This window comes from Rothia sp. L_38 (genome assembly GCF_050689125.1).
GTDB lineage: Bacteria > Actinomycetota > Actinomycetes > Actinomycetales > Micrococcaceae > Rothia.
In genome coordinates, this window is record NZ_JBOEQD010000004.1 from 1 (window position 1) to 20,788 (window position 20,788).

Annotated in this window: 18 protein-coding genes; 12 read left to right on the top strand and 6 right to left on the bottom strand. The window is 59.7% G+C overall.

Annotation, left to right across the window (positions count from 1 at the left end; genetic code table 11):
• Window positions 1-162: 162 nt before the first annotated feature.
• Complete coding sequence (locus ACRCJM_RS03685) at window positions 163-312, bottom strand: hypothetical protein (RefSeq protein ID WP_237223138.1); 150 nt, start codon at window positions 310-312, stop codon at window positions 163-165.
• A 448-nt stretch (window positions 313-760) separates the two neighbouring features.
• Here ACRCJM_RS03685 and ACRCJM_RS03690 point away from each other — a divergent pair, with 448 nt between their 5' ends.
• Window positions 761-2,140 (top strand): lipase family protein, encoded by a 1,380-nt coding sequence (locus tag ACRCJM_RS03690; RefSeq protein ID WP_431463848.1) that lies wholly within the window; start codon window positions 761-763, stop codon window positions 2,138-2,140.
• Window positions 2,141-2,300: 160 nt separating this feature from the next.
• Here ACRCJM_RS03690 and ACRCJM_RS03695 read toward each other — a convergent pair whose 3' ends face one another.
• Window positions 2,301-3,074, bottom strand: a complete 774-nt coding sequence (locus tag ACRCJM_RS03695) for a hypothetical protein (protein ID WP_431463849.1) — start codon at window positions 3,072-3,074, stop codon at window positions 2,301-2,303.
• 459 nt (window positions 3,075-3,533) lie between these two features.
• Window positions 3,534-3,956 (bottom strand): hypothetical protein, encoded by a 423-nt coding sequence (locus tag ACRCJM_RS03700; protein ID WP_431463850.1) that lies wholly within the window; start codon window positions 3,954-3,956, stop codon window positions 3,534-3,536.
• A 328-nt stretch (window positions 3,957-4,284) separates the two neighbouring features.
• On the opposite strand from ACRCJM_RS03700, the gene udk reads away from it, so the two are divergent.
• Entirely contained in the window at window positions 4,285-4,911 is a 627-nt protein-coding gene (gene udk, locus ACRCJM_RS03705) for a uridine kinase (RefSeq protein WP_431463851.1), read from the top strand.
• Between the two features lie 151 nt (window positions 4,912-5,062).
• On the opposite strand, the gene ACRCJM_RS03710 is transcribed toward udk, so the two are convergent.
• Window positions 5,063-5,779, bottom strand: a complete 717-nt coding sequence (locus tag ACRCJM_RS03710) for a PspA/IM30 family protein (RefSeq protein WP_237185818.1) — start codon at window positions 5,777-5,779, stop codon at window positions 5,063-5,065.
• A 190-nt stretch (window positions 5,780-5,969) separates the two neighbouring features.
• Window positions 5,970-7,991: a TPM domain-containing protein gene (locus ACRCJM_RS03715; protein ID WP_431463852.1), complete on the bottom strand. Its 2,022-nt coding sequence runs from the start codon at window positions 7,989-7,991 to the stop codon at window positions 5,970-5,972.
• A gap of 251 nt (window positions 7,992-8,242) precedes the next feature.
• Here ACRCJM_RS03715 and ACRCJM_RS03720 point away from each other — a divergent pair, with 251 nt between their 5' ends.
• Window positions 8,243-9,697: a S1C family serine protease gene (locus tag ACRCJM_RS03720; protein WP_431463853.1), complete on the top strand. Its 1,455-nt coding sequence runs from the start codon at window positions 8,243-8,245 to the stop codon at window positions 9,695-9,697.
• 141 nt (window positions 9,698-9,838) lie between these two features.
• On the opposite strand, the gene ACRCJM_RS03725 is transcribed toward ACRCJM_RS03720, so the two are convergent.
• Window positions 9,839-10,306: a tRNA (cytidine(34)-2'-O)-methyltransferase gene (locus tag ACRCJM_RS03725; protein ID WP_431463854.1), complete on the bottom strand. Its 468-nt coding sequence runs from the start codon at window positions 10,304-10,306 to the stop codon at window positions 9,839-9,841.
• A 146-nt stretch (window positions 10,307-10,452) separates the two neighbouring features.
• Here ACRCJM_RS03725 and ACRCJM_RS03730 point away from each other — a divergent pair, with 146 nt between their 5' ends.
• From ACRCJM_RS03730 to hpf, 9 genes are all read left to right on the top strand, one after another.
• Window positions 10,453-11,685 carry a cysteine desulfurase family protein gene (locus ACRCJM_RS03730; protein ID WP_431463855.1) on the top strand — a complete coding sequence of 411 codons (1,233 nt, stop codon included), beginning with the start codon at window positions 10,453-10,455 and terminating at the stop codon, window positions 11,683-11,685.
• A 260-nt stretch (window positions 11,686-11,945) separates the two neighbouring features.
• Window positions 11,946-13,139: a tRNA 2-thiouridine(34) synthase MnmA gene (gene mnmA / locus ACRCJM_RS03735; RefSeq protein WP_377128605.1), complete on the top strand. Its 1,194-nt coding sequence runs from the start codon at window positions 11,946-11,948 to the stop codon at window positions 13,137-13,139.
• A gap of 125 nt (window positions 13,140-13,264) precedes the next feature.
• A complete protein-coding gene (locus ACRCJM_RS03740; protein WP_135011492.1) occupies window positions 13,265-13,645 on the top strand; it encodes a chorismate mutase in 381 nt (126 codons plus the stop codon).
• A gap of 58 nt (window positions 13,646-13,703) precedes the next feature.
• A complete protein-coding gene (locus ACRCJM_RS03745) occupies window positions 13,704-14,810 on the top strand; it encodes a hypothetical protein (protein ID WP_431463856.1) in 1,107 nt (368 codons plus the stop codon).
• A gap of 68 nt (window positions 14,811-14,878) precedes the next feature.
• Complete coding sequence (gene mtrA, locus ACRCJM_RS03750) at window positions 14,879-15,562, top strand: MtrAB system response regulator MtrA (RefSeq protein ID WP_237209843.1); 684 nt, start codon at window positions 14,879-14,881, stop codon at window positions 15,560-15,562.
• Between the two features lie 3 nt (window positions 15,563-15,565).
• Window positions 15,566-17,269, top strand: a complete 1,704-nt coding sequence (mtrB, locus tag ACRCJM_RS03755; protein WP_431463857.1) for an MtrAB system histidine kinase MtrB — start codon at window positions 15,566-15,568, stop codon at window positions 17,267-17,269.
• On the top strand, window positions 17,259-18,953 hold the full coding sequence (locus ACRCJM_RS03760; protein ID WP_431463858.1) for a GerMN domain-containing protein: 1,695 nt from the start codon (window positions 17,259-17,261) through the stop codon (window positions 18,951-18,953). Before mtrB ends, ACRCJM_RS03760 begins: the two co-directional genes overlap by 11 nt.
• 67 nt (window positions 18,954-19,020) lie before the next feature.
• Complete coding sequence (locus ACRCJM_RS03765; RefSeq protein ID WP_431463859.1) at window positions 19,021-19,836, top strand: ComF family protein; 816 nt, start codon at window positions 19,021-19,023, stop codon at window positions 19,834-19,836.
• Between the two features lie 172 nt (window positions 19,837-20,008).
• Window positions 20,009-20,656 (top strand): ribosome hibernation-promoting factor, HPF/YfiA family, encoded by a 648-nt coding sequence (gene hpf / locus ACRCJM_RS03770; protein ID WP_431463860.1) that lies wholly within the window; start codon window positions 20,009-20,011, stop codon window positions 20,654-20,656.
• The last annotated feature ends 132 nt before the right edge of the window (window positions 20,657-20,788 follow it).

Consider the following 20,788-nt stretch of genomic DNA (forward strand, 5'->3'; position numbering starts at 1 on the left):
GGGTAGTAAATTTCAAGATGCTCAATTTTGTCGTTGATTTCCTGCTGTTTGTTGGAGGATTGTAGGGTGATGATTGGGATTTTGGTGGTTTTTGAGAAACCGTAGATAGTGACCATCGATTATGTCCTTTTGAATGATTCGAACGTAGGCAGCTGATGAGCCTTATTGATCCTCGACTTTGAGGGCACCGATGGCGTACAATTTTTTGAGAAGAAAGGTTGTTTTCAAGACTTGGCTGTAGATTGGGTCTTGTAATCCGGAGGCCGCAGGTTCAAATCCTGCCCCCGCAACCAAGACAAAGACCCAGTTCATTAGAACTGGGTCTTTTTGTTTATCCAATTATCGACACTCGCTGAGACTCAGTTAGTAGTTGATATAGGGGAGTGGGTTTTGCGGAAGGGGGTTGGGCTAGTTTTTATCGTCGCTAATATTTTCCTGTAGGTAGCCGAACCAGCCCAAAAAATTGAGCGCTAGTACGCAGGGTATTACATAGAGCAAGAGACCGGTCCAGGAGAAAGTTATGTCTTCAGTGCTATTTCTGACTAAGAGATTTATGTTGAACTGGAGTCGCAGGAAGTAGATGAAAAGCCCCAGCGCTAGTCCTAAGAGATTCAAAGGAGCAAGGTGTTTCCATAGAGGCTTTTTATCGCGAGGTGTATCATTCATCTAAGTCTTCAGCTCCTAGCTATCTAGCTGTACACTGTGAGGGTGCTGAATTCTTCTTGGCACCCTCATTCGCATTTTACCTCTAGGGAAACTCATGTCTAAATACATACCGCGCCACGCCGCGCCCAAAAATACTGGCAAACGCCGGGCAACGGCTCTTTCACTCACCGCTCTGCTAGCCCTGAGCATGGCCCCGGCCAACGCAACTGACACCGCGCCCCTGACTGAAAACAGCCAGGCAGTACAAGAAGCAGAAGCACTCACTCAAGAGGCACTCACCAGTGAGGGTAGCAGCCCCGCAGCCATCTACAACGATGCTCCCGAAGCGCTCACTAGCGTAAACTTCTACGACGCTCCGGCCCAGCTACCCGCCGCTAACGGCGCCCTCATCAAGAAGGAAAACTTTACCTTCAAGGTCGACGCCAACAACGTCATTGCCCACCCCGTAGCCCAGGCCCAGCGGATTATGTATAAGTCCACCGACCACCGGGGCAACCCTGTGGCTGTCACCGGTACCGCACTCACTACCACTAAACGGTGGGCTGGCCCCGGCGAGCGTCCTATCATCGCCATGGCCCCCGGAACCCAGGGGATCGGGGACTCCTGCGCACCTTCCAACCAGTTCGCAGCTGGTAGTGAGTACGAAAGCCTTGTTATCACCTCCCTGCTGAACGCTGGCTACAACGTCGTGATTACCGACTACATCGGCCTGGGCACCGCTGGAACCCACAGCTATCTCAACCGCGTAGACCAGGGCAACGCAGTTCTGGACGCCGCCCGCGCAGCTACCGCCGCCGAGCTTGGCCTGGGCAGCGCAACCTCACCCATCGGTCTCTGGGGCTACTCCCAGGGCGGTGGTGCGGTGGCATCTGCCGGTGAACTCCAAGCAAGCTACGCTCCCGAACTCAATCTCAAGGGCATCTATGCGGGTGCCGTCCCGGCTAACCTGCAGGCTGTCACCAGCTTCATTGACGGCGGTCTTTACACAGGCTTCTCCCTGATGGGTGTTGTTGGTCTGGCCGATAGCTATGGCATCGACCTGAGCCACAAACTCTCAGCCGAAGGGCAGGCTGCCCTTGAGACAGTGCGTGACCAATGCACCCTAGACGCCGTCGGAACCTTTGGTTTCAAGAACACCCGCACCCTCACTGCCAGCGGCCAGACCCTGGCCCGCGAAATGACCACCGACCCCCAGGTCTCCCAGATCATGGCGCAGAATAACCTGGGCCAGCAGGGGCGGCACCCCGACGTGCCGATCCTTATCGCATCCTCCTGGGGCGATGACGTGATCCCCTACCAGACCAACCGTCAGCTGGCTGCCAACTACTGCCAGCAGGGTTCTCGGGTCACCTTCTATACCCTGGCAGGTGTCACCCACGTTGCCGGTATTTTTGAAGGCATCCCCCGCGGTCTGATTTTCCTGGATCGTCAGTTCAAGGGGCTCTCCAGCATCAACTCCTGCTGGCAGTTCTAGCTTTTTATAAAACGTGCATATAACAATAGGCCCGGGCAGGGCACTACTCCTGCTCGGGCCTATTGCACGTCTTTTTCAGGTGCCTCTCTCACAACTGAGAGGCTGACTCACGGTATAGGCTGCTCCTTACTCTGTGTTGACTAGATGAGATGGAAAAGAATTAGATACCTGCTGACAGATAGCTGACGACGCCCCAGGGGGAGGTTACGGTAACTCGATACTGAGTCTTAATGACTGCTCCGCTGGTGGTGGCGGTATCGCCGAAAGTAGCTGCCGGCATGCGGGTCATGAAAGACACCACGCTGGCACCGGCCTGACCGTTGGCAATGTTGCTCATGACCTCAATATCCCAGCTCCAGCCGTCGCGGCCGTCTGTGGTGGTGTAGTGGTTGCCGTAGCCCCAGGTGTGCATGGTGTTCTTCGTGACCATAGGAGCATCTGCAAAACGCAGGTAGTTGTAGAGCTTTGCATAGGTGGTGTCTGCACCCTTGAAGTCGTCGTTGAGGCGAATCATGGGGACGTTTGCACCAACTCCGCGGGTACCGTTGGAGCCATAACTTGCACCGCCGTTTGTAAAAATAAAGCGGTCGCTACCGGTAGGGGTGGGGCGATAGACCACATCACCTGCAACGTTTTCGATAGTTACAGAAATGATGGTTCCCTGGCCTACACCATCGATGCCGTTCACTGAGTTGATGTCAGCATCAGGCTTACCGCCTGCCGGGTAGGTCGGAGGCCAGGTGTTGGCGGTTGCGCTTGAGTTAGCGAGGGGGTTGCCTGCCTGAGCTCTGGGTAATGAATTGTCGAAAGTAAATGCTTGCAGCCCGGTAGCGCAGTTACTGGTGGGGTAGACGGCCCACTCAAGTTCTTTAGCTGCAGAACCGGTGAAGTTGCCCTGAGAAGGCCAGACATTGGACCAGGGGGGCAGAAACAATTTTTCCGTAGGTGCAGTCATCTTCAACTACGGGGGCGGACGCCGCAAAAGCAGGTACAGATGTGCTGGCAAGAATGACGGGGGTTGCCCAGGCTGCTCCGCGTGCCAGGGTGCGACGCTGGATCTGAGGTGTAGTTACGGTAGTTTTCCTCTAGTGTTGGTGCAAGGTTAGGGATGATTCTGTAACAGCTGTTGAAACAACCGTATCACCAAATCGTTTATTTGACACGTCCGTGTTCGAATGCTGAAAAAAGCTTTTCTGGCGCTACGCAGAAAAAGCCTAGTCATACCTTTTTTGTCTAGAAATTTTGGGCTAAAAAATTATTTTTGATATCTAGCTAACTTTGTACTTGCCTCTATGAAAGGACGCCTGTGTTTCCATCTCGAGGTGGCGGAAAGCAAAAAGGCTGGCCGCACCTGGTGGTGCGGCCAGCCTTTGTGTGTGAAGACTAGGGGAGCTTAGGCTGCGTGAGCCCAGTGGCCTGCAAGATCTGCTGCTAGAAGAGTGCGCAAGGTATTGGTGTAGTCGGTGGGGATTCGGCTGAAGCGATAGCCGTCGATGATCAGGGTGTTACCCAGGAAAGGAAGGTTTGTCAGCTTGGCCTGCTCAAGTGATTGCAAGTCAAGCGAAAGGCTGTTTCCGGCCTGGAAGGAGTTCTTGAGAATCAGAACTCGCTCGTTGGTGATAACCAGAAGGGAGTCACCAAAGCTGCCGAGCTTACCGGTCGCTACATCGACAACTGTCTCGCCGCGCACCATGGAATCAGCCATATGGAGAGCCTTGTGAAACTTCTTGAGCCCACCGTGGGAAGAGTGCCGCTTGACCGCAGAGCTCAGTGAGGCACTGGTGTAGGTATCAGTGGCCCAGTTTGCAAAAATCATGGTGCCCTTCCTTTAGTGACTGGTGGATCGTTTGTGAACTGTACCCAACTATACACATATTTGTCCCCCAAAGGGCAGTGGTACGAAAAAAATTTGTCCCCTATTTCTTGAATCACCTTAAATCACCCCTGTTTGGGCTAGTGAGGCCTTTTTCTGGGAAAATGCTGGGGAATAGTGTTTAATAAAAATTTACCCGTGAAACATTGTACTAGCTAGAGGGAGAGCTTATGCCAGGTTTTTTGGGGGACAAGTCCCTGCGGGTTCTGTCCCCAAGGGGGCATGCCACAATAGATAGCAGTACTACTTCGATCTCAAGGGCTATACGCACATGAAACCCCTCATTATCGGTATCGCCGGTGGAACCGGCTCAGGCAAAACTACCCTGACTAACTCCCTGCTTGAAAAGTTTGACGGTCAGGTGGGCGTGATTTATCACGATAACTATTACAAGCGCAACGACCATCTCACCTACGAGCAGCGGTGTCTGCTGAATTACGATGCGCCTGAAGCCTTCGATAACGATCTCTTGGTGACCCACCTCAAGGCTCTCATCGAGGGGCAGACTATCGAGACCCCTGTCTACGATTTCGCGGATCACAACCGGTCGGATGAGACTCTCATTGTTGAACCTCAGCCCATCATCATTCTTGAGGGCATCCTAATTTTTGCTGAGCCAGAAATCCGCGACCTGTGCGACATCAAACTCTTCGTTGATACAGATGCTGACGTGCGCATCCTGCGCCGTCTGCGACGCGATGTCATCGAACGGGGTCGTACTATTGAGTCTGTTGAGGCTCAGTACCTCACCACCGTCAAGCCCATGCATGAGTTACATGTGGAGCCCTCAAAGCGCCACGTCGACATGATTATCCCCGAGGGGGTCAACGTGGTTGCTCTCGATATGCTGTTCCACCGTATTACCGGCCAGATTGGCACTCAGGCGAACCAGCCCTAGCTGCCGCTACAGGTAGTCGTTGCTATCAGATAGCTTCCTTGCCTGTACTACATTTATTCGCCTACCTGCCGTACATAAGGGGCCCACTTCCAAAGAAGTGGGCCCCTTATTTCTGTATAGGGCTCTGTCGCACCAGCGCCACAGTATCCTTTTACTGTTTGCCGGCCTTGAGGGCTGCGAGGCGGGCCTCGAGTTCTGACTGGCGGCCAAGTTCTTCAAGGTCGTTGAACTGGGCATCAAGGGAGGAGGCGGCGAGTTCCTGCTGGCCGCGTACGCGGGCTTCTTCGCGGCGTACCTTGTCTTCGAAGCGGGAGATTTCGCTGGTTGGGTCCATGACGTCAAAGGCCTTGAGAGCGTCGTTGACCTGGGACTGGGCAGCAGCTGACTTCTGGCGGGCAACGAGTTCATCGCGCTTGCGCTTGATTTCGTTCAGCTTCTCCTTCATCTGGGTCAGGCCGGTCTTGAGCTGTTCAACGACAGCGGTCTGAGACTCAATCTGGGGCTTGATGGCGGAGGCTTCGTTCTCTGCCTGCATCTGGCGGCCCAGGGCGATTTTGGCCAGGTTATCGAACTTGTCGGCGTTAGCGGTGTCGCCGGCGGCGCGGAACTCGTCGGCCTTGTTGGAGGCTGCCAGGGCCTTAGCACCCCATTCGCCTGCTTCGCGCAGGTCTTCGGCGTGGTCTTCTTCGAGCATGCGCAGGTTGCCGATGGTCTGGGCGACAGCCTGTTCTGCTTCGGCGATGTTGTTGGTGTAGTCGCGCACCATCTGATCGAGCATCTTCTGGGGGTCTTCAGCGGCGTCAATCAGGGCGTTGATGTTGGCCTTGGTGAGCTGGGCGATGCGGCTGAAAATGGTCTGCTTAGCCATGAGGGTACCTTTCGGTGGGTGGGGAAAGCATGAGCGGGCTTGCTGTGCCTTCTTTTATTCTGTCAAGACTTGGGGGCAGATGGTGGTCTGCCACACCTTGTGGTTACTACGTTGTCAGCGAAAACTAAGCCTGTGCACAGGCACGGGGCCGTGTGTGAACAAGAGGGGGAGATGGACGGACGCCGGTGGGCTAGAAGTTGCCCCCGGCACCTCCGCCGTCGCCCCAGCTTCCACCTCCACCGAAGCCTCCGCCAAAGGTGCCACCGCCCATACCGCCGCCAAAGCCGCCTGAGCCAAATCCACCTGACCCGAAGCCGCCGCCGGAGCTGTGGTTGCTGCCCCCGAGTAGGGTACCGAGCAGGATGCCGCCCAGCATGGCTGAGTTGTAGTTACCGCCGCCGGAGTAGCCGTTGCGGTGGTTGAAGCGGTCCACGTCGGAGCGGGCGATGCGCTGGGCTTCCCCTGCGAGGCGGATAGCGTCATTGGCGTGGGACAGGGCTGCGATGGGGTCGCTGTGCTGGAGCTGCTGGGCCTCACCGAGGTGGCGTTCTGCCTCGCGGAGGCGGGTGCGGGCTTCGGCCTTGACGCCGCCCCGTCGTGCCCAGACGTATTCGCTGGCCGACGATACCTGGGCCTGGGCGGACACCAGGGTGTGCCCCAGGGCTTCGCGGGCGCTACGTTCTTGTTCGTGGGTCTGGCACACGGCGTCGAGGGCGGTATCTAGGTCTGAGCGCACCTCATGGAGGCGCTGATTGAGCAGGTAGGGGTCAATCAGGCCCGCAGCACGCTCGGCGCGGATCTGGCCAAGTACCGCCTGAACACCGGCGGCTGCGCCTGAAAGCTGGCTGCTACTGCCTGCCCCTGTGCGGGCTAGCTCCTGGGCCTGGGCAACGTCGCGGTCAGCCAAAATCAAGGCGTTATCGAGTGAGGCTGCCATCCTGCCCAGGTCGGTTTCGGCGTGGTGAATCGATTCCAGGAGGCCCTTGGCCTGGCCCAGGGCTTCTTCACCGGCGCGTAGGGCGAGAATGGCCTGGCTTCGCTGGCTGGTCAGTAACTCTTCGGCCTCAGTAGCTTCTTGGCGGGCAAAGTCGAGGCGGGCCTGGGCTTCGCTGATGTTGTCTGCCACCGCCCCGAAGGCGCTGGGGGAGTAGAGGGTACCGAGGCGATCGAGGGACGCCTGGGCGGCAGGAAAGAGCGGGGATGCTGAGGCTATGCCCTGGTTGAGGGTGGCGAGAGCCTGGGGCGCGGTTTCTTCGAGCTTGCGCAGGTTGGTGAAGTTGACAACCTGCTCGTTGAGAGCTTTCTGGGCGTCTTCGGTACGGGCAAGAATTTCGTTCAACCAGGCCCGCTGGTCAGCTTCGGTATCGGGGATTTCATCGTCCAGCTGTTTTTGCAGCTGGAAGGAGCGCTGCATGTGGTTCTTGGCCGCATCGATGGCCGCCAGGAAGGGTTTGACCTCGTCATCACCGTACTGCAACCGGGCGAACTCAACTTCCTGCTGGGAGTGGGCGATGGCGTCATCGGTGGCGACCAGCTGGGCACCTGCCCGGTTACGTAGCTCTTCGATAGAGGGCAAGGGCTGGGAGGGGGAGGGATGCCCGGAGCGGCTACCGCCGGTGCTCTTGCGGGCGGACGCTCGTGAGCGGCTCAAAGCCCAGGCTCCACCGCCTGCCAGAGCGGCTACGCCCAGAAGAGTAGCGCCGCCAGCCAGGGCGCCGGAGGCACCAGAGACGACAGAGCCCGATCCCAGCTCAGACTCAATGCCGGTGGCAGCTGCCCGAGCGGCTGCCGCATAATCGGAGTTCGCTAGCTCAGGATAGATGTAATTCTGATAAATCTTTTCCTGCTGGCTGTTAGAAAGCACCGAGGTAGAACCGGCCATAAAGTAGGCCTGGCGGGCTTCAGTGGCAATGACCAGCACCACGTCGTTGGTGCCCATGTTGTTGAGCGTGGCAAAGTCACTGGTCCACTCTGAAGAGGAGCTCGGGCTTTCAAACTGATCAATAGTTACAACAAAGAGGTTGACCTGTTTGTCACTGGCAAGCTGGCTGATGGCGTCTTCTAGCGAGCTTGTATTCCCCAGGGCCGAGGTTGTATCGCTCACCCGGACCCCGGCGTCCAAATCATAAGGGGCTGCCGCAAGAGCGGCGGGTGCAACCCCGAGTGCCAGAGCAGCGGCAAGAAGGGTAGAAGCAACAGGTTTGCGTGACATGGGGTCTCTCTTCTAGCGGTCAGCTGTATTTGAGCTCTATTGTAGCCCCGCTCACCCTTGTTCAAGTCAGCTCCGGTGATGACGTTCACCCTCAGCTCACGGTGAGACTGCTACTTTCTGCGCCCACAGCAAACACACAGGGACGGTTCATCTTCAACACAGACCGTTAGCGCATAGTGGGAGCTAAGAAAACACTGTATGCACCTGAATCCGGTGCATACCCTCAGACCTTATAAAGAAAGCTGCTTGAGATGTCACAGAACTCATGGGAACCCACTCCCGATTCGTCGTCCGCTGATCGCACCGTTCCTATGAATCAGCAGCAGGTAGCGGCTTCTGCCGCGGGCGCCTCCAGCCAGGACGACCCCACCACCGCTTTTGCTGCCCAGCAGGCTCCTGCCGCCGGGGCCTACGCCTACGCAGGCGCTGCCGCCGGTGCTGCCTACACCGGTGACTACGCTGTTCCTACCGGCCAGCCCGAACAGAACAAGGGCAAGCACGCAACCCGCACCGTCCTAGCAGCAGCTGCTATCGCCGCCCTGGTCGGTGGCGGTATCGGCGGCGGGGTAGTAGCCGCAACCTCAACCGGTGCAGCCTCAAGCATCACAACCACCAGCTCGGGCACCACCATCGTCAACAACACCGACTCCGTCAACGCTGTTACCGCTGCTGCTGCCAAGGCAACTCCCTCCACCGTGACGATTGCAGCAACCTCCTCAAGTGCATCCGGCTCGGGTTCCGGTGTTATTCTCGATGCCGAGGGGCATATCCTCACCAACACCCACGTGGTGACCCTCGATGGGGCAACCGTCAGCGCTTCTATCGAGGTGCAGCTGGCCGATGGTAGCGTCCGCACCGCCACCGTGGTCGGCACCGACCCCACCAGCGACCTGGCCGTCATCAAGCTGGATGATACCAGCGGCCTGAGCCTTACCCCTGCCACTCTGGGAGATTCTGCAGCTCTCAACGTCGGCGACACCACCGTAGCCATCGGTGCACCCCTGGGGCTGTCTAACACCGTAACCACCGGTATCGTCTCGAACCTAGTACGAACCATCGAGGTAGCCTCATCGGCAGCCGATGAATCTACCACCGACTCCGGTAGCGGCACCACTGACCCCTTCGGCAGCTCTCCCTTTCAGTTTGAGATTCCTGGCCAACAGAGTCAAAGCGCCACATCAAGCTCAACTATTGCCATCAACGTGATTCAGACTGATGCCGCAGTGAATCCCGGTAACTCCGGCGGCGCCCTCATCAACTCGAATGGCGAGGTAATCGGCATTAACGTGGCGATTGCCTCTACCGACTCATCGAGCACCTCCACCAGCGGCAACATTGGCGTTGGCTTCGCTATCCCCATCAACTATGCCAAGCGAGTGGCCGAAGAAATCATTGCTAACGGTTCAGCTACCCACGGCATGCTCGGCGCCACAGTCTCCACCTCACCTGCTAATAACGACGCTTCCGAAGCCTTCGGCGACGGCGCCCTGATTCAGGAGGTTACCAGCGGCGGTGCAGCCCAAGCAGCCGGCCTGAAGTCAGGCGATGTTATTACCGCCGTTGACGGGCGCAGCATCAGCGAAGCAACCGAGCTGACCGCCGCCGTCCGCCAGGCAGCAGCAGGTGACACCGTTACCCTTACCGTTGAGCGCAACGGCTCAACCCAGCAGGTCACCGTGACCCTGGGGGACGCCGCTAACAGCTAGCGATACATCTCTTTCATAAAAGGCTCTGCAGGCTCACGCTCGCTGTCGACCCTCTTGCCTGGTTCGCTTCGCTCACGAGGCAATTCACGCCAGCCCCGGGCCAACAGCTTCGCTGTGAACCTGCAGAGCCTACTTTTGTGACTAAATTGCTCCACCTGCAAAGCCGTGCTGGCGCCAGGCTTCAAACACCGCAATTGAGGCGCTGTTAGCCAAGTTGAGGGAACGACGCCCCGAAACCATGGGAATCTTCACCCGCTGGGTAACGTGCGGGTCATTCTGTACGTGCTCAGGCAGCCCGACCGATTCGGGGCCAAACATGAGCACATCGCCCTCTTGATACTCAATATCGGCAAAGTTAGTGCTGGCGGTTGTGGTGAAGGCAAAGACGCGGGCCGGAGCTAGAGCTGCCCAGGCGTCCTCCAGGGTTTCATGGACGGTCATGACCGCCAGGTCATGGTAGTCCAGGCCTGCCCGGCGCAGGTTGGCGTCCTCAAAGTTAAAGCCCAGGGGCTTGACCAGGTGCAGCTCGGCACCGGTAATCGCGGCCAGGCGAATTGCATTACCCGTGTTGCCGGGAATTTCAGGGGTATAAAAAAGAATCTTGAACACCCCACCAGTTTACGCGGGCTGCACGAAATAAAAGCGCGCTGTGAGCTGTTGAGAGGGTGAAGCAGTCCATAGCCTGCCCTAAGAGCGGGGGAGTATGATGGAAGGCTGAATTGTTTTGACCGCCCGCCACGGAAAGGCCAGCGCCCATGCCCCGGGTCTACCTGGACCACGCCGCCACCACCCCCATGCTCCCTCAGGCTATTAATGCCGTGGTGGAGCAGATGAAAGTGGGCGGCAACCCCTCGTCCCTGCATTCAGCGGGCCGTTCTGCCCGCGCTACCGTTGAGTACGCCCGCGAGCGCATTGCCCGGGTGGCCGGCTGCGATGCCGCCGAGATTATCTTTACCTCCGGTGGTACCGAGGCGGATAACCTGGCCATCAAGGGGCTCTACTGGAAACGTCGTGAAGCCAACCCTGCTGCGACCCGCATTGTTGTCTCGGGCATCGAGCATCATGCCGTGGGCGATGCCGTGGAGTGGTTGCAGGCCCACGAGGGGGCCGAGGTGAGCTGGGTAGCTCCGGACGCCAGCGGTCGGGTGAGCGCAGAAGCAGTCCGGCAGGCTGTGGGCGAGAGCCCAGAGACGGTCGCCCTGATAACTGTCATGTGGGCCAACAACGAGGTGGGCACCGTGCAGCCCGTCGCAGAAATCGCTGCGGTAGCTGCTGAACTCGGCATTCCCTTCCACACCGATGCTGTGCAGGCCTTTGGCACCCTACCGGTGAACTTCAAGGAATCCGGCGCCACCACCATGGCTATCTCAGCCCACAAAATTGGCGGGCCCATGGGAATCGGCGCCCTCATCGCCACCCGCAGCGCCCAGCTCATGCCCGTACTCCACGGCGGTGGGCAGGAGCGCTCCGTACGTTCAGGAACCATTGACGCTGCCTCCATCGCGGGCTTTGGGGCAGCAGCTGCTGAAGCAGGGCAAAACCTTTTGAGCGAAGCAAGCCGCCAAGCCGAGCTGCGGGACCGCCTCATCGAGGGCGTCCTAGCAGCTGTTCCCGAAGCACAGCTACGGGGGGCGCTCCCCGAAAGCGCCCAGGACCGAGCAACTGGCACCTTCAACCGCCTGCCCGGCAACGCTCATTTCACCTTCCCCGGCTGTGAGGGGGACTCCCTGCTCTTCCTACTTGATATGGCCGGGGTGGAGTCGTCCACCGGCTCAGCCTGCAACGCCGGGGTGCCCCGCCCCTCTCACGTCCTGCTGGCTATGGGTCTGAGCGAGGACGAGGCCCGCGGCGCCCAGCGCTTCACCCTGGGGCACACCAGCACCGAGGATGACGTCACCGCCCTCCTCACCGCCCTCCCCGGCGCCTGGGCCCAGGCTAAAAAGGCGGGCATGGCGGGCCACGCCCCGGACGCCGCTCGCTGGAACTAAACCCGGCTGGGCGAGGGCAGGACGCGGCTGACCGACCCCTGGGAATATCGGGTAGGACGGTGGGCCGGGCAGGCACCTGGCCGCGACCCGCTGGAACTAAATCCGGCTGGGCGAGGGGCAGGATGCGGCTGACCGACCGCTGGCTCGGGGCTGGCGTGAATCGCGACGAGCCCCCAGGGCGAGGAGTGAGAGGGTCGCGGTCGGGGCCGCGTCCTGCCGAGCCCACAACCAAAACTTTTATTGATATTGAGGACAGACTAATGAAAATTCTTGCTGCTATGAGCGGTGGCGTGGACTCGGCCGTTGCCGCCGCCCGCGCCGTTGAGGCCGGCCACGAGGTGGTCGGCGTGCACCTGGCGCTCTCTCGCATGCCCGGCACCCTGCGCACCGGCTCCCGCGGCTGCTGCACCATCGAGGACTCCATGGACGCCCGCCGGGTCTGCGACCAGCTGGGGATCCCCTTCTACGTCTGGGACTTCTCCGAGCGGTTCAAGGAGGACGTGGTTGATGACTTCATCTCCGAGTACGAACACGGCCGCACCCCCAACCCCTGCATGCGCTGCAACGAGAAAATCAAGTTCGCCGCCCTACTAGAGAAGGCCGTTGCCCTGGGCTTTGACGCGGTGGTCACCGGCCACTACGCCAAGGTCATCACGGACGAAAACGGCAATCGAGAGCTGCACCGCGCAGCGACCTGGGCCAAGGACCAGTCCTATGTTCTGGGTGTATTGACCCACGAGCAGCTCAAACATGCCTGGTTCCCCCTGGCCGATACCCCCTCCAAGGACGAGGTGCGCGCCGAGGCCGCCGAACGCGGCTTCTCGGTGGCGAAGAAGCCCGACTCTTACGACATCTGCTTCATTCCTGAGGGCGATACCCGCGAGTGGCTCGAAGAGCACATCGACATGACTGAGGGCGATATCAAGGACACGGACGGACGCGTGCTCGGCAAGCACCGCGGCTCCCAGGCCTTTACTGTGGGCCAGCGCAAGGGGCTGGCCATTGGGCACCCTGCCCCTGACGGTAAGCCTCGTTTCGTGCTAGAAATCCGCCCCAAGACCAACGAGGTCATCGTGGGCGGTAAGGACCTGCTCGAAATTGACGAGATTCGCGGTATCCGCGAAACCTGGGCCGGTCTACCCGTAGAAGAAGCCGCAGCCTTCCTGGCCGAAGAGCCTGTAGAAGGTGCCCGTTCGGCGTCCTTTGACGTCACCGCCCAGGTACGAGCCCACGCAGACCCCGTTCCCTCGACCGCCCACCTGGAATGGGTAATTGACGATGAAGCCGCTGAGCCCGGTGCCCTGCGCCTGGAAACCGTGGTGCGCCTGCACGAGAAACTGCGCGGTGTGGCTCCTGGCCAGACCATGGTGATTTACCAGGGCACCCGCGTGCTGGGCCAGTCCACCATCGCCCGCGCCTACAGCCTCGACCGAGCTGACATCACCGCTAACTAGGTAAGGTTGTGCAGGCTCGCGCTCGCTGCTGAACCTTTTGAAGCTTCTACACCCGGACAAGTCCACAGGGTGAAATCTGTGGGCTTGCCCCTGCAAACAGCACCTGAGGTTTTTAGACTAAACACATGAACACAACTCCGAAGGCCCACGACGTGCAGGCCCACGCTGACTTCGATACCCGTGCCACTTCGATGGCTGGGGTCGACCCGGCCGTCCTGGAAGAACTTTTCACTATGCGTCAGACCATCGACAACATGGATGCAGCCCTGGTGCATATTCTTGCTGAGCGTTTCCGCGCGACCCAGCGCGTCGGCCACCTCAAGGCTGAGCATTCTCTGCCGGCGGGGGACCCGGGGCGGGAAGAAGCCCAGATTAAGCGCCTGCGCTCGCTGGCTGAAGCTGCCCATCTTGACCCGGAGTTTGCCGAGAAATTCCTGAACTTCATTATTTCTGAGGTCATAAGGCATCACGAGAAAATTGCGGCTGAGGCCGAACAGAAGTCCTAGCCGCTCAATTTTCAGCCCGCAACCTACGGCCACCGGTAGGTGGTAGAAAGAGTTCCCTATGCCTGTATCGAGGCCTGCTCGCCCTGCCCTGTATTTGCCGACCGATGCCGAAATGCTGGCTGCTCGTAAGGACCTAGAGAGCCCGCTGACCTTTGATGAGCACCTGACGGTTCGGGCTACCGGCCTGGGCGCCTGGGCAGGGGATGATGTGTTCGATGCGGTGACCCGTGTCCGCGGTGAGCTGGGGGAGCCCCATATTAGTTACCTGCCGGAGCTGGCTGACCGGGGCTACCGGGCAACCCTGCTGGCACGGTCGATTGCGGCCCTTGATGGGTTGAGCGCGGACGGCACCGCCGCAGGTTGGCGGCTCACGGGCGGCTACGCTGCTGAGGGGGAGGCTGCCAGGTCGCTCTTGGAGTCTGATATCAATATCCTGGCGGATGTCGTGGGGAAGGAAAGCGGGGCTGCCCCCGGAACCATCAAGCTGCGTCTGCTGGGGCCGTTGAGCCTAGCTGCCAGTACCTACTTGAGCAGTGGCGAGCGCGTCCTCTCAGATTATGGTGCTCGGCGTGATGTTGCCGAGGCTCAGCGGGCTGGTTTTCACGGTGTGGTGAAGCTGCTGCGGCAGGCTGTGCCCGGCGCGCAGGTGCTGGTGCAGGTAGAAGAGCCCCTGCTGGTTGAGGTGGCGGCAGGCCAGCTGCCGACCTCTAGTGGCTACCGTACCCTGCGGGCTGTGCCCCGGCATGAGCTAGTGGCCCTGTTGGGGGCCCTACACGAGGAACTAGAGGGTTTGGGCGCTCAGGTAGTCACCCGTACTGATTATGTGAAGTTACACCCCGAGGTGAGGGCTACGCTTGCTAGCCCCCTGCTGTCGATGGCGGGCCAGCCCACCTCAGCGTGGGAGGCACTGGCACCCCATCTAGAAGCTGAGAAGGGGCTTTACCTAGAGGTTGTTGATCCGTTGGTCCGGGTGCCTGCTGGCGATCTGGCTCGGGGGCTGTGGCGCACCTGGTCGGACCTTGGGTTGGGGAAGAAGCTTCTCAACCAGCTGGTGCTGACCGAAACCGGTAGCCTGGCCGACACTGATCCGCAGCGGGCTACCACGGTGCTGGGGCACCTGACTGAGATAGCCCGTGCCCTGTCTGAAATCGCGCAAGATGCCTAAACCGGCTTGCCACCTAACCCCGGTACACTAGGGGAAGGCCCATTGTGAACCTCACCAGGAGACCCACCGTGAAAGAAACCATTCTTGTAGTTGATGACGACGATGCCCTGTCAGAGATGGTGGGTATCGTGCTGGCGCAAGAGGGCTACGAGACGGTCTTCTGCGACGCCGGTGACCGTGCCTTTGAGGCTTTTGCCACCCACCACCCCGACCTGATTCTGCTGGACTTCATGCTGCCGGGTATGGACGGCATTGAGGTCTGCACCCAGATCCGCAGGGAATCTGACGTGCCTATCATCATGTTGACCGCCAAGGGCGATACAGAGGACGTGGTCAAGGGGCTAGAGGCAGGTGCTGATGACTACATGACCAAGCCCTTCAAGCCCGCTGAGCTGCTGGCCCGCGTCCGCGCCCGCCTGCGCCCGCGTGAAGACCGCCATAACGAACCTTTGCGCATCGGTAACCTCACCATTGACCTGGCGGGGCACACGGTCAGCCGCGAGGGTGAGAACATCCAGCTCACCCCTCTTGAGTTTGAACTTTTGGCGAACCTGGCCCGCCAGCCGGGCCAGGTCATGACCCGCGAGGCCCTGCTAGGCAATGTGTGGGGCTACGAAAAGACCGTAGATTCCCGCCTGGTCAACGTGCATATTCAGCGTCTGCGCGCCAAAATCGAACGTGACCCCGAAAACCCCGAAATCGTGCTGACCGTGCGCGGTGTGGGCTACAAGGCCGCGGCAGGTCAGCGCTAAACAGTGGCTGGTACTTCACCTCGCGCGTCCGCTCGGACTACTGCTCCCGCTGGCCCCTCCCGGGCCTACGGGCCGCTGGCCAGCGCCCGCAGGATCTGGCAGCAGTCCCTCCAGTTTCGCGCTGTGGTGGCCGCGGCCGGCCTTCTGCTGGTGGCCTTCATCTTTGTGGGGTCTTTTATCTCCCACCAGATTGCTAACTCCCTCTTCCGGGGCAACTTAGAGCAGGCCCTCGAAGAGTCGTCGGCCGGTTTTAGTAATGTGCAGACCCTGATCAACGGCTCTGATACCACCGGCCGCACCGAGATCCAGCGCGATGTCTCGCGTTTCTTGACCGTACTCGAGAGCAGTAGCGCCGATAGCAACCGCAACTGGGTGCTTCTCAAGGACGCGAACGCCACCACCGATGGCTTTATCGTGGAGCAGGCCCAGAGTAGCGAGGTCACGGTCAGCGACGTGCCCCAGGCGCTCGCCCAGAGCGTGAGTGAGGGCACGGGGATTTACTGGCAGTCTTCGAGTATTACCTCAGCAGACGGACGCCGCACCCCGGTTCTGGTGGTCGGCACCAGTATCTCGATACCCCAGAACCCCGACTACTCCCTCTACCTGATTTATGACCTGTCGACCTCGCAGGCGACCGTGCAGTACATCAACCTGGTGGTCTGGGTGGGCTTCGGCGTGCTTCTGGTCGTGGTGCTAACTATCGTGTGGATGATTGCCCGTTTTGTGATCCGTCCGATCAGTTCTACCGCTATCACCGCTGAGAAACTGGCAGCCGGTGACCTGGATCAGCGTGTGCTGGTACGCGGCCAGAACGAGACGGCGCGCCTGGGTATGTCTTTTAACCGTATGGCTGACTCCCTGCAAGACCAGATTTCTCGCCTTGAGAAGCTGTCAACCATGCAGCAGCGCTTTGTCTCTGACGTGTCGCACGAGCTGCGCACCCCGCTCACAACGGTGCGCATGGCAGCCGATATGCTGCACGATAACCGCGATAATATGGAGCCCCTCTACAAACGCTCCACCGAGCTGCTCTATAACCAGGTGGACCGCTTCGACTCCCTACTAGCCGACCTGCTCGAAATATCCCGCTTCGATGCCGGCTCCCAGACCCTCGATACGGTGTCGGTTGATTTTATGGCTGTGCTCGATGAGGTGCTCAAGGCTGTAGAACCCCACCTGATGCGCACCAACACCAGTTTGACCGTGCACACCGACTACACCGAGATTATGGTCGATATGGACCACCGCCGCATTGAGCGGGTGCTGCGCAACCTGCTGTTCAACGCCGTAGAGCACTCCGAGGGGCAACCGATCGACGTGTACGTTGACGCTACCGAAACCACCCTGGGCGTGGCAGTACGCGACCACGGCATTGGCCTGAGCCCCGAAGAAACCGAGCAGGTCTTCAACCGCTTCTGGCGGGCCGACACCTCCCGCAAACGCACCCTGGGCGGCACCGGCCTGGGGCTCTCCATCGCTGCCGAGGACGTCCGCCTGCACCAGGGCACCCTCGAAGCCTGGGGAATCAAGGGGCAGGGAGCCAGCTTCCGCATGACCATCCCCATCGACCAGGACGTGCCCATGGGCCCCTCCCCGGTCTTGCTGAGCGGCGAACCCCTACCCCCGCCGTCCGCTCCGGATACCGGTGCCACCCCGACCGTGAACCCCGACGCCTCAACCCCCTCGGAGCCCACCGTTGAACCCTAACCTTTCCCGCCGGTCAGCTCTCGGCCTCGCCCTCAGCTCTCTTGCGACCCTCACCGCCTGCGCCGCCATTCCCACCGACGGCGAAGTCAACCACTACGCCGACCCACAAGCTACGGGGAACACCTCTACCACCGGCAGCACACCGGAAGGACCCGCCCCCGGAGCCCGCCCTACCGACATCATCGAGGGCTTCTTACACGCGGGAGCTGGAGTAACCGACGACTACAGCGTAGCCAGACTGTACCTGACTGAAGACCTCGCCCAGTCATGGAAGCCGGACGGACGCACCCTGGTGTACGATTCATCCTTCACCACGGCGTCCGTCAGCGACTCAACCTACCGTGTGACCGTGCCAGCTAGCACTCTGGTCGACAACCGGGGACTGGCTACCTCGTACACCACGGTGGTTGATACCGAAGTGGAATTCACCCTGCGCCAGGTCGACGGGGAGTGGCGCATCTCGTCCGTACCCGACGGAACGGTGCTCAGCAGGGCCGAATTCGCGGACGTATTCAACCCCTTCACCCTCTACTTCTACGACCCCACCTACACCTACGCGGTGCCCGATGTGCGCTGGTTCGCCGAACGCACCACGGTAGCTACCTCCCTGGTGAGGGTACTCCTTGAGGGGCCTGCCCCCTACCTCACCGGAGCCGTTGCCACCGCAGTACCTGCCGATACCAGCCTGACCCGGAACTCCGTACCCATCGATAACGGGGTGGCTGATATCCAGCTCTCCGGGGGATCCGCCCTCACCGCAGCTAGCGCCCTGGAAACTGAGCGCCTGCGCACCCAGCTCACCCAAACCCTCACTACTCTTGCCTCGGTTACCACGGTTCAGCTCACCATCAACGATCAGATCGTGGCAGCCCCCACCCTCGAAAACTACCGGGAACCCGCAGTCAACCCTGAGGTTGCCAGCAACATCGTGGGTATTGAAGATAACCGCCTCATCGCACGGGCAGCCCTTGATGATACAGCCAGCCAGCAGACCATCGTTGAGACCTCTGCCCAGGCTCTCATTACCCTGCCCGCTATGAACTACACCCGTAACTACTACGCCTACACCAATACGGGGCAGAACGAGGTGTGGCTGGCTAATTCCAACGGCGCTCGCTCGGTCTATCGGGGCACCCACGTGTTGGCCCCCTGTTTTGACCACCAGAACTGGTTGTGGGTGGGGGAGCAGGACGGCTCCGTGCGGGTTATCGCTGCAGGCCAGGAAGATAGTAGCGCCCAGGGCGTCACCAGCTGGACGGACGGGGAACTCCTGCACAGTATTTCTATCGCCCGTGACGGCAGCCGAGCTGTGCTGGTGACGTCATCTGTTGACGGAAGTAACTACGGGGCCTGGGTATCTGCTATCCGCAGATCGGCAGACGGCACCCCCACTGAGCTCCTTGACCCCGTACGACTGGGGACAGACATGAGCCCGCGGGGTGCAGAATGGGTCAGCGACGTTGAGGTCTTTCTCTGGAATAGCGATACCACCCAGACCGAGCTAGTTTCGTTGACCGGTGAAAATGCCCAGTACGATTCCCAGCAGGGCATTACCCGCATTGTTACGGGTAACGGTATCGACCAGGCAGTAGCTATGACCCGCGACGGTGGGCTCTATATCGTTGCGGGCCTGAGCTGGACCCGTATTGAAAGTAGTCTCAGCCAGATCAACTACTCTGGTTAGAAGATTGGTCCGGATAAGTTATCCCTATAGGTAGAGGCCCCACCGATGAGAGGGCCATGCTGGGGTGATGACGTCTACCCACCCGAACCGAGTATCACTACCCGATATTCTCACCAGCTGGAAACAGACCACCGAGCTCATCTTTCCCAGGGTCTGTGCCAGCTGTCAGACCTTCGGGCCCAGCATGCTGGGCGCTGGCGCCCTCTGCCCTCTCTGCGATCAGCTGGTGCGTCTGGCTACCCTTAACCTGCAGACCACAACCCTGCCGGGTACCCGGCTACCGGTGGTGTCTGCCGGCCGCTACGAGCACGAGCTGGGGCGCTGCGTCCTTGCCTATAAGGACGCCGGCCGCACCGACCTGAGCCCCTACCTCGCTTCGGCTCTGGCCCGGGCCCTCACCTGCCTGTTAGAGCTGAGCGAGGGTGAGCTGGAACCCGCGGAACCCATCTATCTGGTTCCCCTGCCATCGAGCAGAGCTTCTGTCCGACGGAGAGGCTACGCCCCCGCGCCACTCCTGGCCCGTGCAGTGCTGCCCTTACTGTGCTCCCCGGTGTCGGTCAAGGTGGCGGACGTGCTCGCCCAGGTTCCTGCCTGGGCGAGAGCATCGCCGGGGCAGCACAGAAGCAAAGCCCAAAAAACCCTGGGCATCGAAGAACGCTACCGGCAGATGCAGGGGAAGCTGAGGGTTGGCAAACCAGCCCTGCATCAGCTGGGACGCTACTACAGCCTAGAAGACGCTACCTGCCTGCTGGTTGATGATGTCTTCACCACGGGGGCTTCTCTGCGCGAGGGGTATCGAGTGCTGTCACACCGGGGAGCCAGAGTGCTAGGCGGGGCAACGATTGCCTATGTTCCCAAGCGGCAGCGGTATAACACAGAGTGAGGTGGCGCACCAAAAATCTTACTCTTTCCTGCGAAATGAACCGTAAAAGCCTTAAAAAAATGACTTAGGCCACAAAACGGCGTAGAGTTGCGTTAAGGAATCCACAAGACAGATTCCCCAATACCCGGCAGTCACAGGGTCGGGTATTCACCCCCTGAGAATGGAGGGAATTGTGGAACTCAACATCACCGGCCGCAACGTCAAAGTAAGTGAACGTCTGCAGGAATACGTTGAAAGTAAGATCACCAAGTTCGAAGCTCTAGGTGACAACGTAACTGACATCGAAGTCAAGTTCACCAAGGAAGGCCAAAACGGCCCCGCGGCTATCCGAGTGGAAATCACCGTTATCGGCCGTGGCCCTGTGCTCCGAGCAGAAGCAACCGGTCAAGATAAGTTCGCAGTTTTCGACGAAACCTATGGCAAGCTCCTAGAACGCCTCCGTCGCGCTCGTGACCGCCGCAAGACCCGTCGTGCAGGGGGCAAGCACCCCGTTTCGGTCTCAGAAGCAACCGGCTCACTGCCCGTTATCAGCGACCAGGTCTCCCTCACCGAAATTCAGACCGAAGACTTGCCCGTTGAAGAGGCGGCTTTCGCTGGAGAATACGACCTGCACGAAGAGGCAGATTCACCCATCGAAATCCGCCAGAAGACATTCCCCGCTGATTACCTGACCCCTGAAGAGGCAGTTGACCGTATGGAGCTGGTTGGCCACGACTTCTTCCTCTACGTCGATAAGGCAACCGGATCCCCCGCAGCGGTCTACCGCCGCAAGGGCTGGTCCTACGGTGTGATTACCCTGGGTGAGGAATCCGCCTCATAAAATAACCGCAAACTATTAGACCCCCTGCTCTTTCTACCGGCATTCGGTGGAGAAGAACTGGGGGTCTTCTTTGTGCTCACCCGGTGGTGGGGAGCGTCCTCTATTGAGTTTTTCCACCAAACGCTCTGCAGT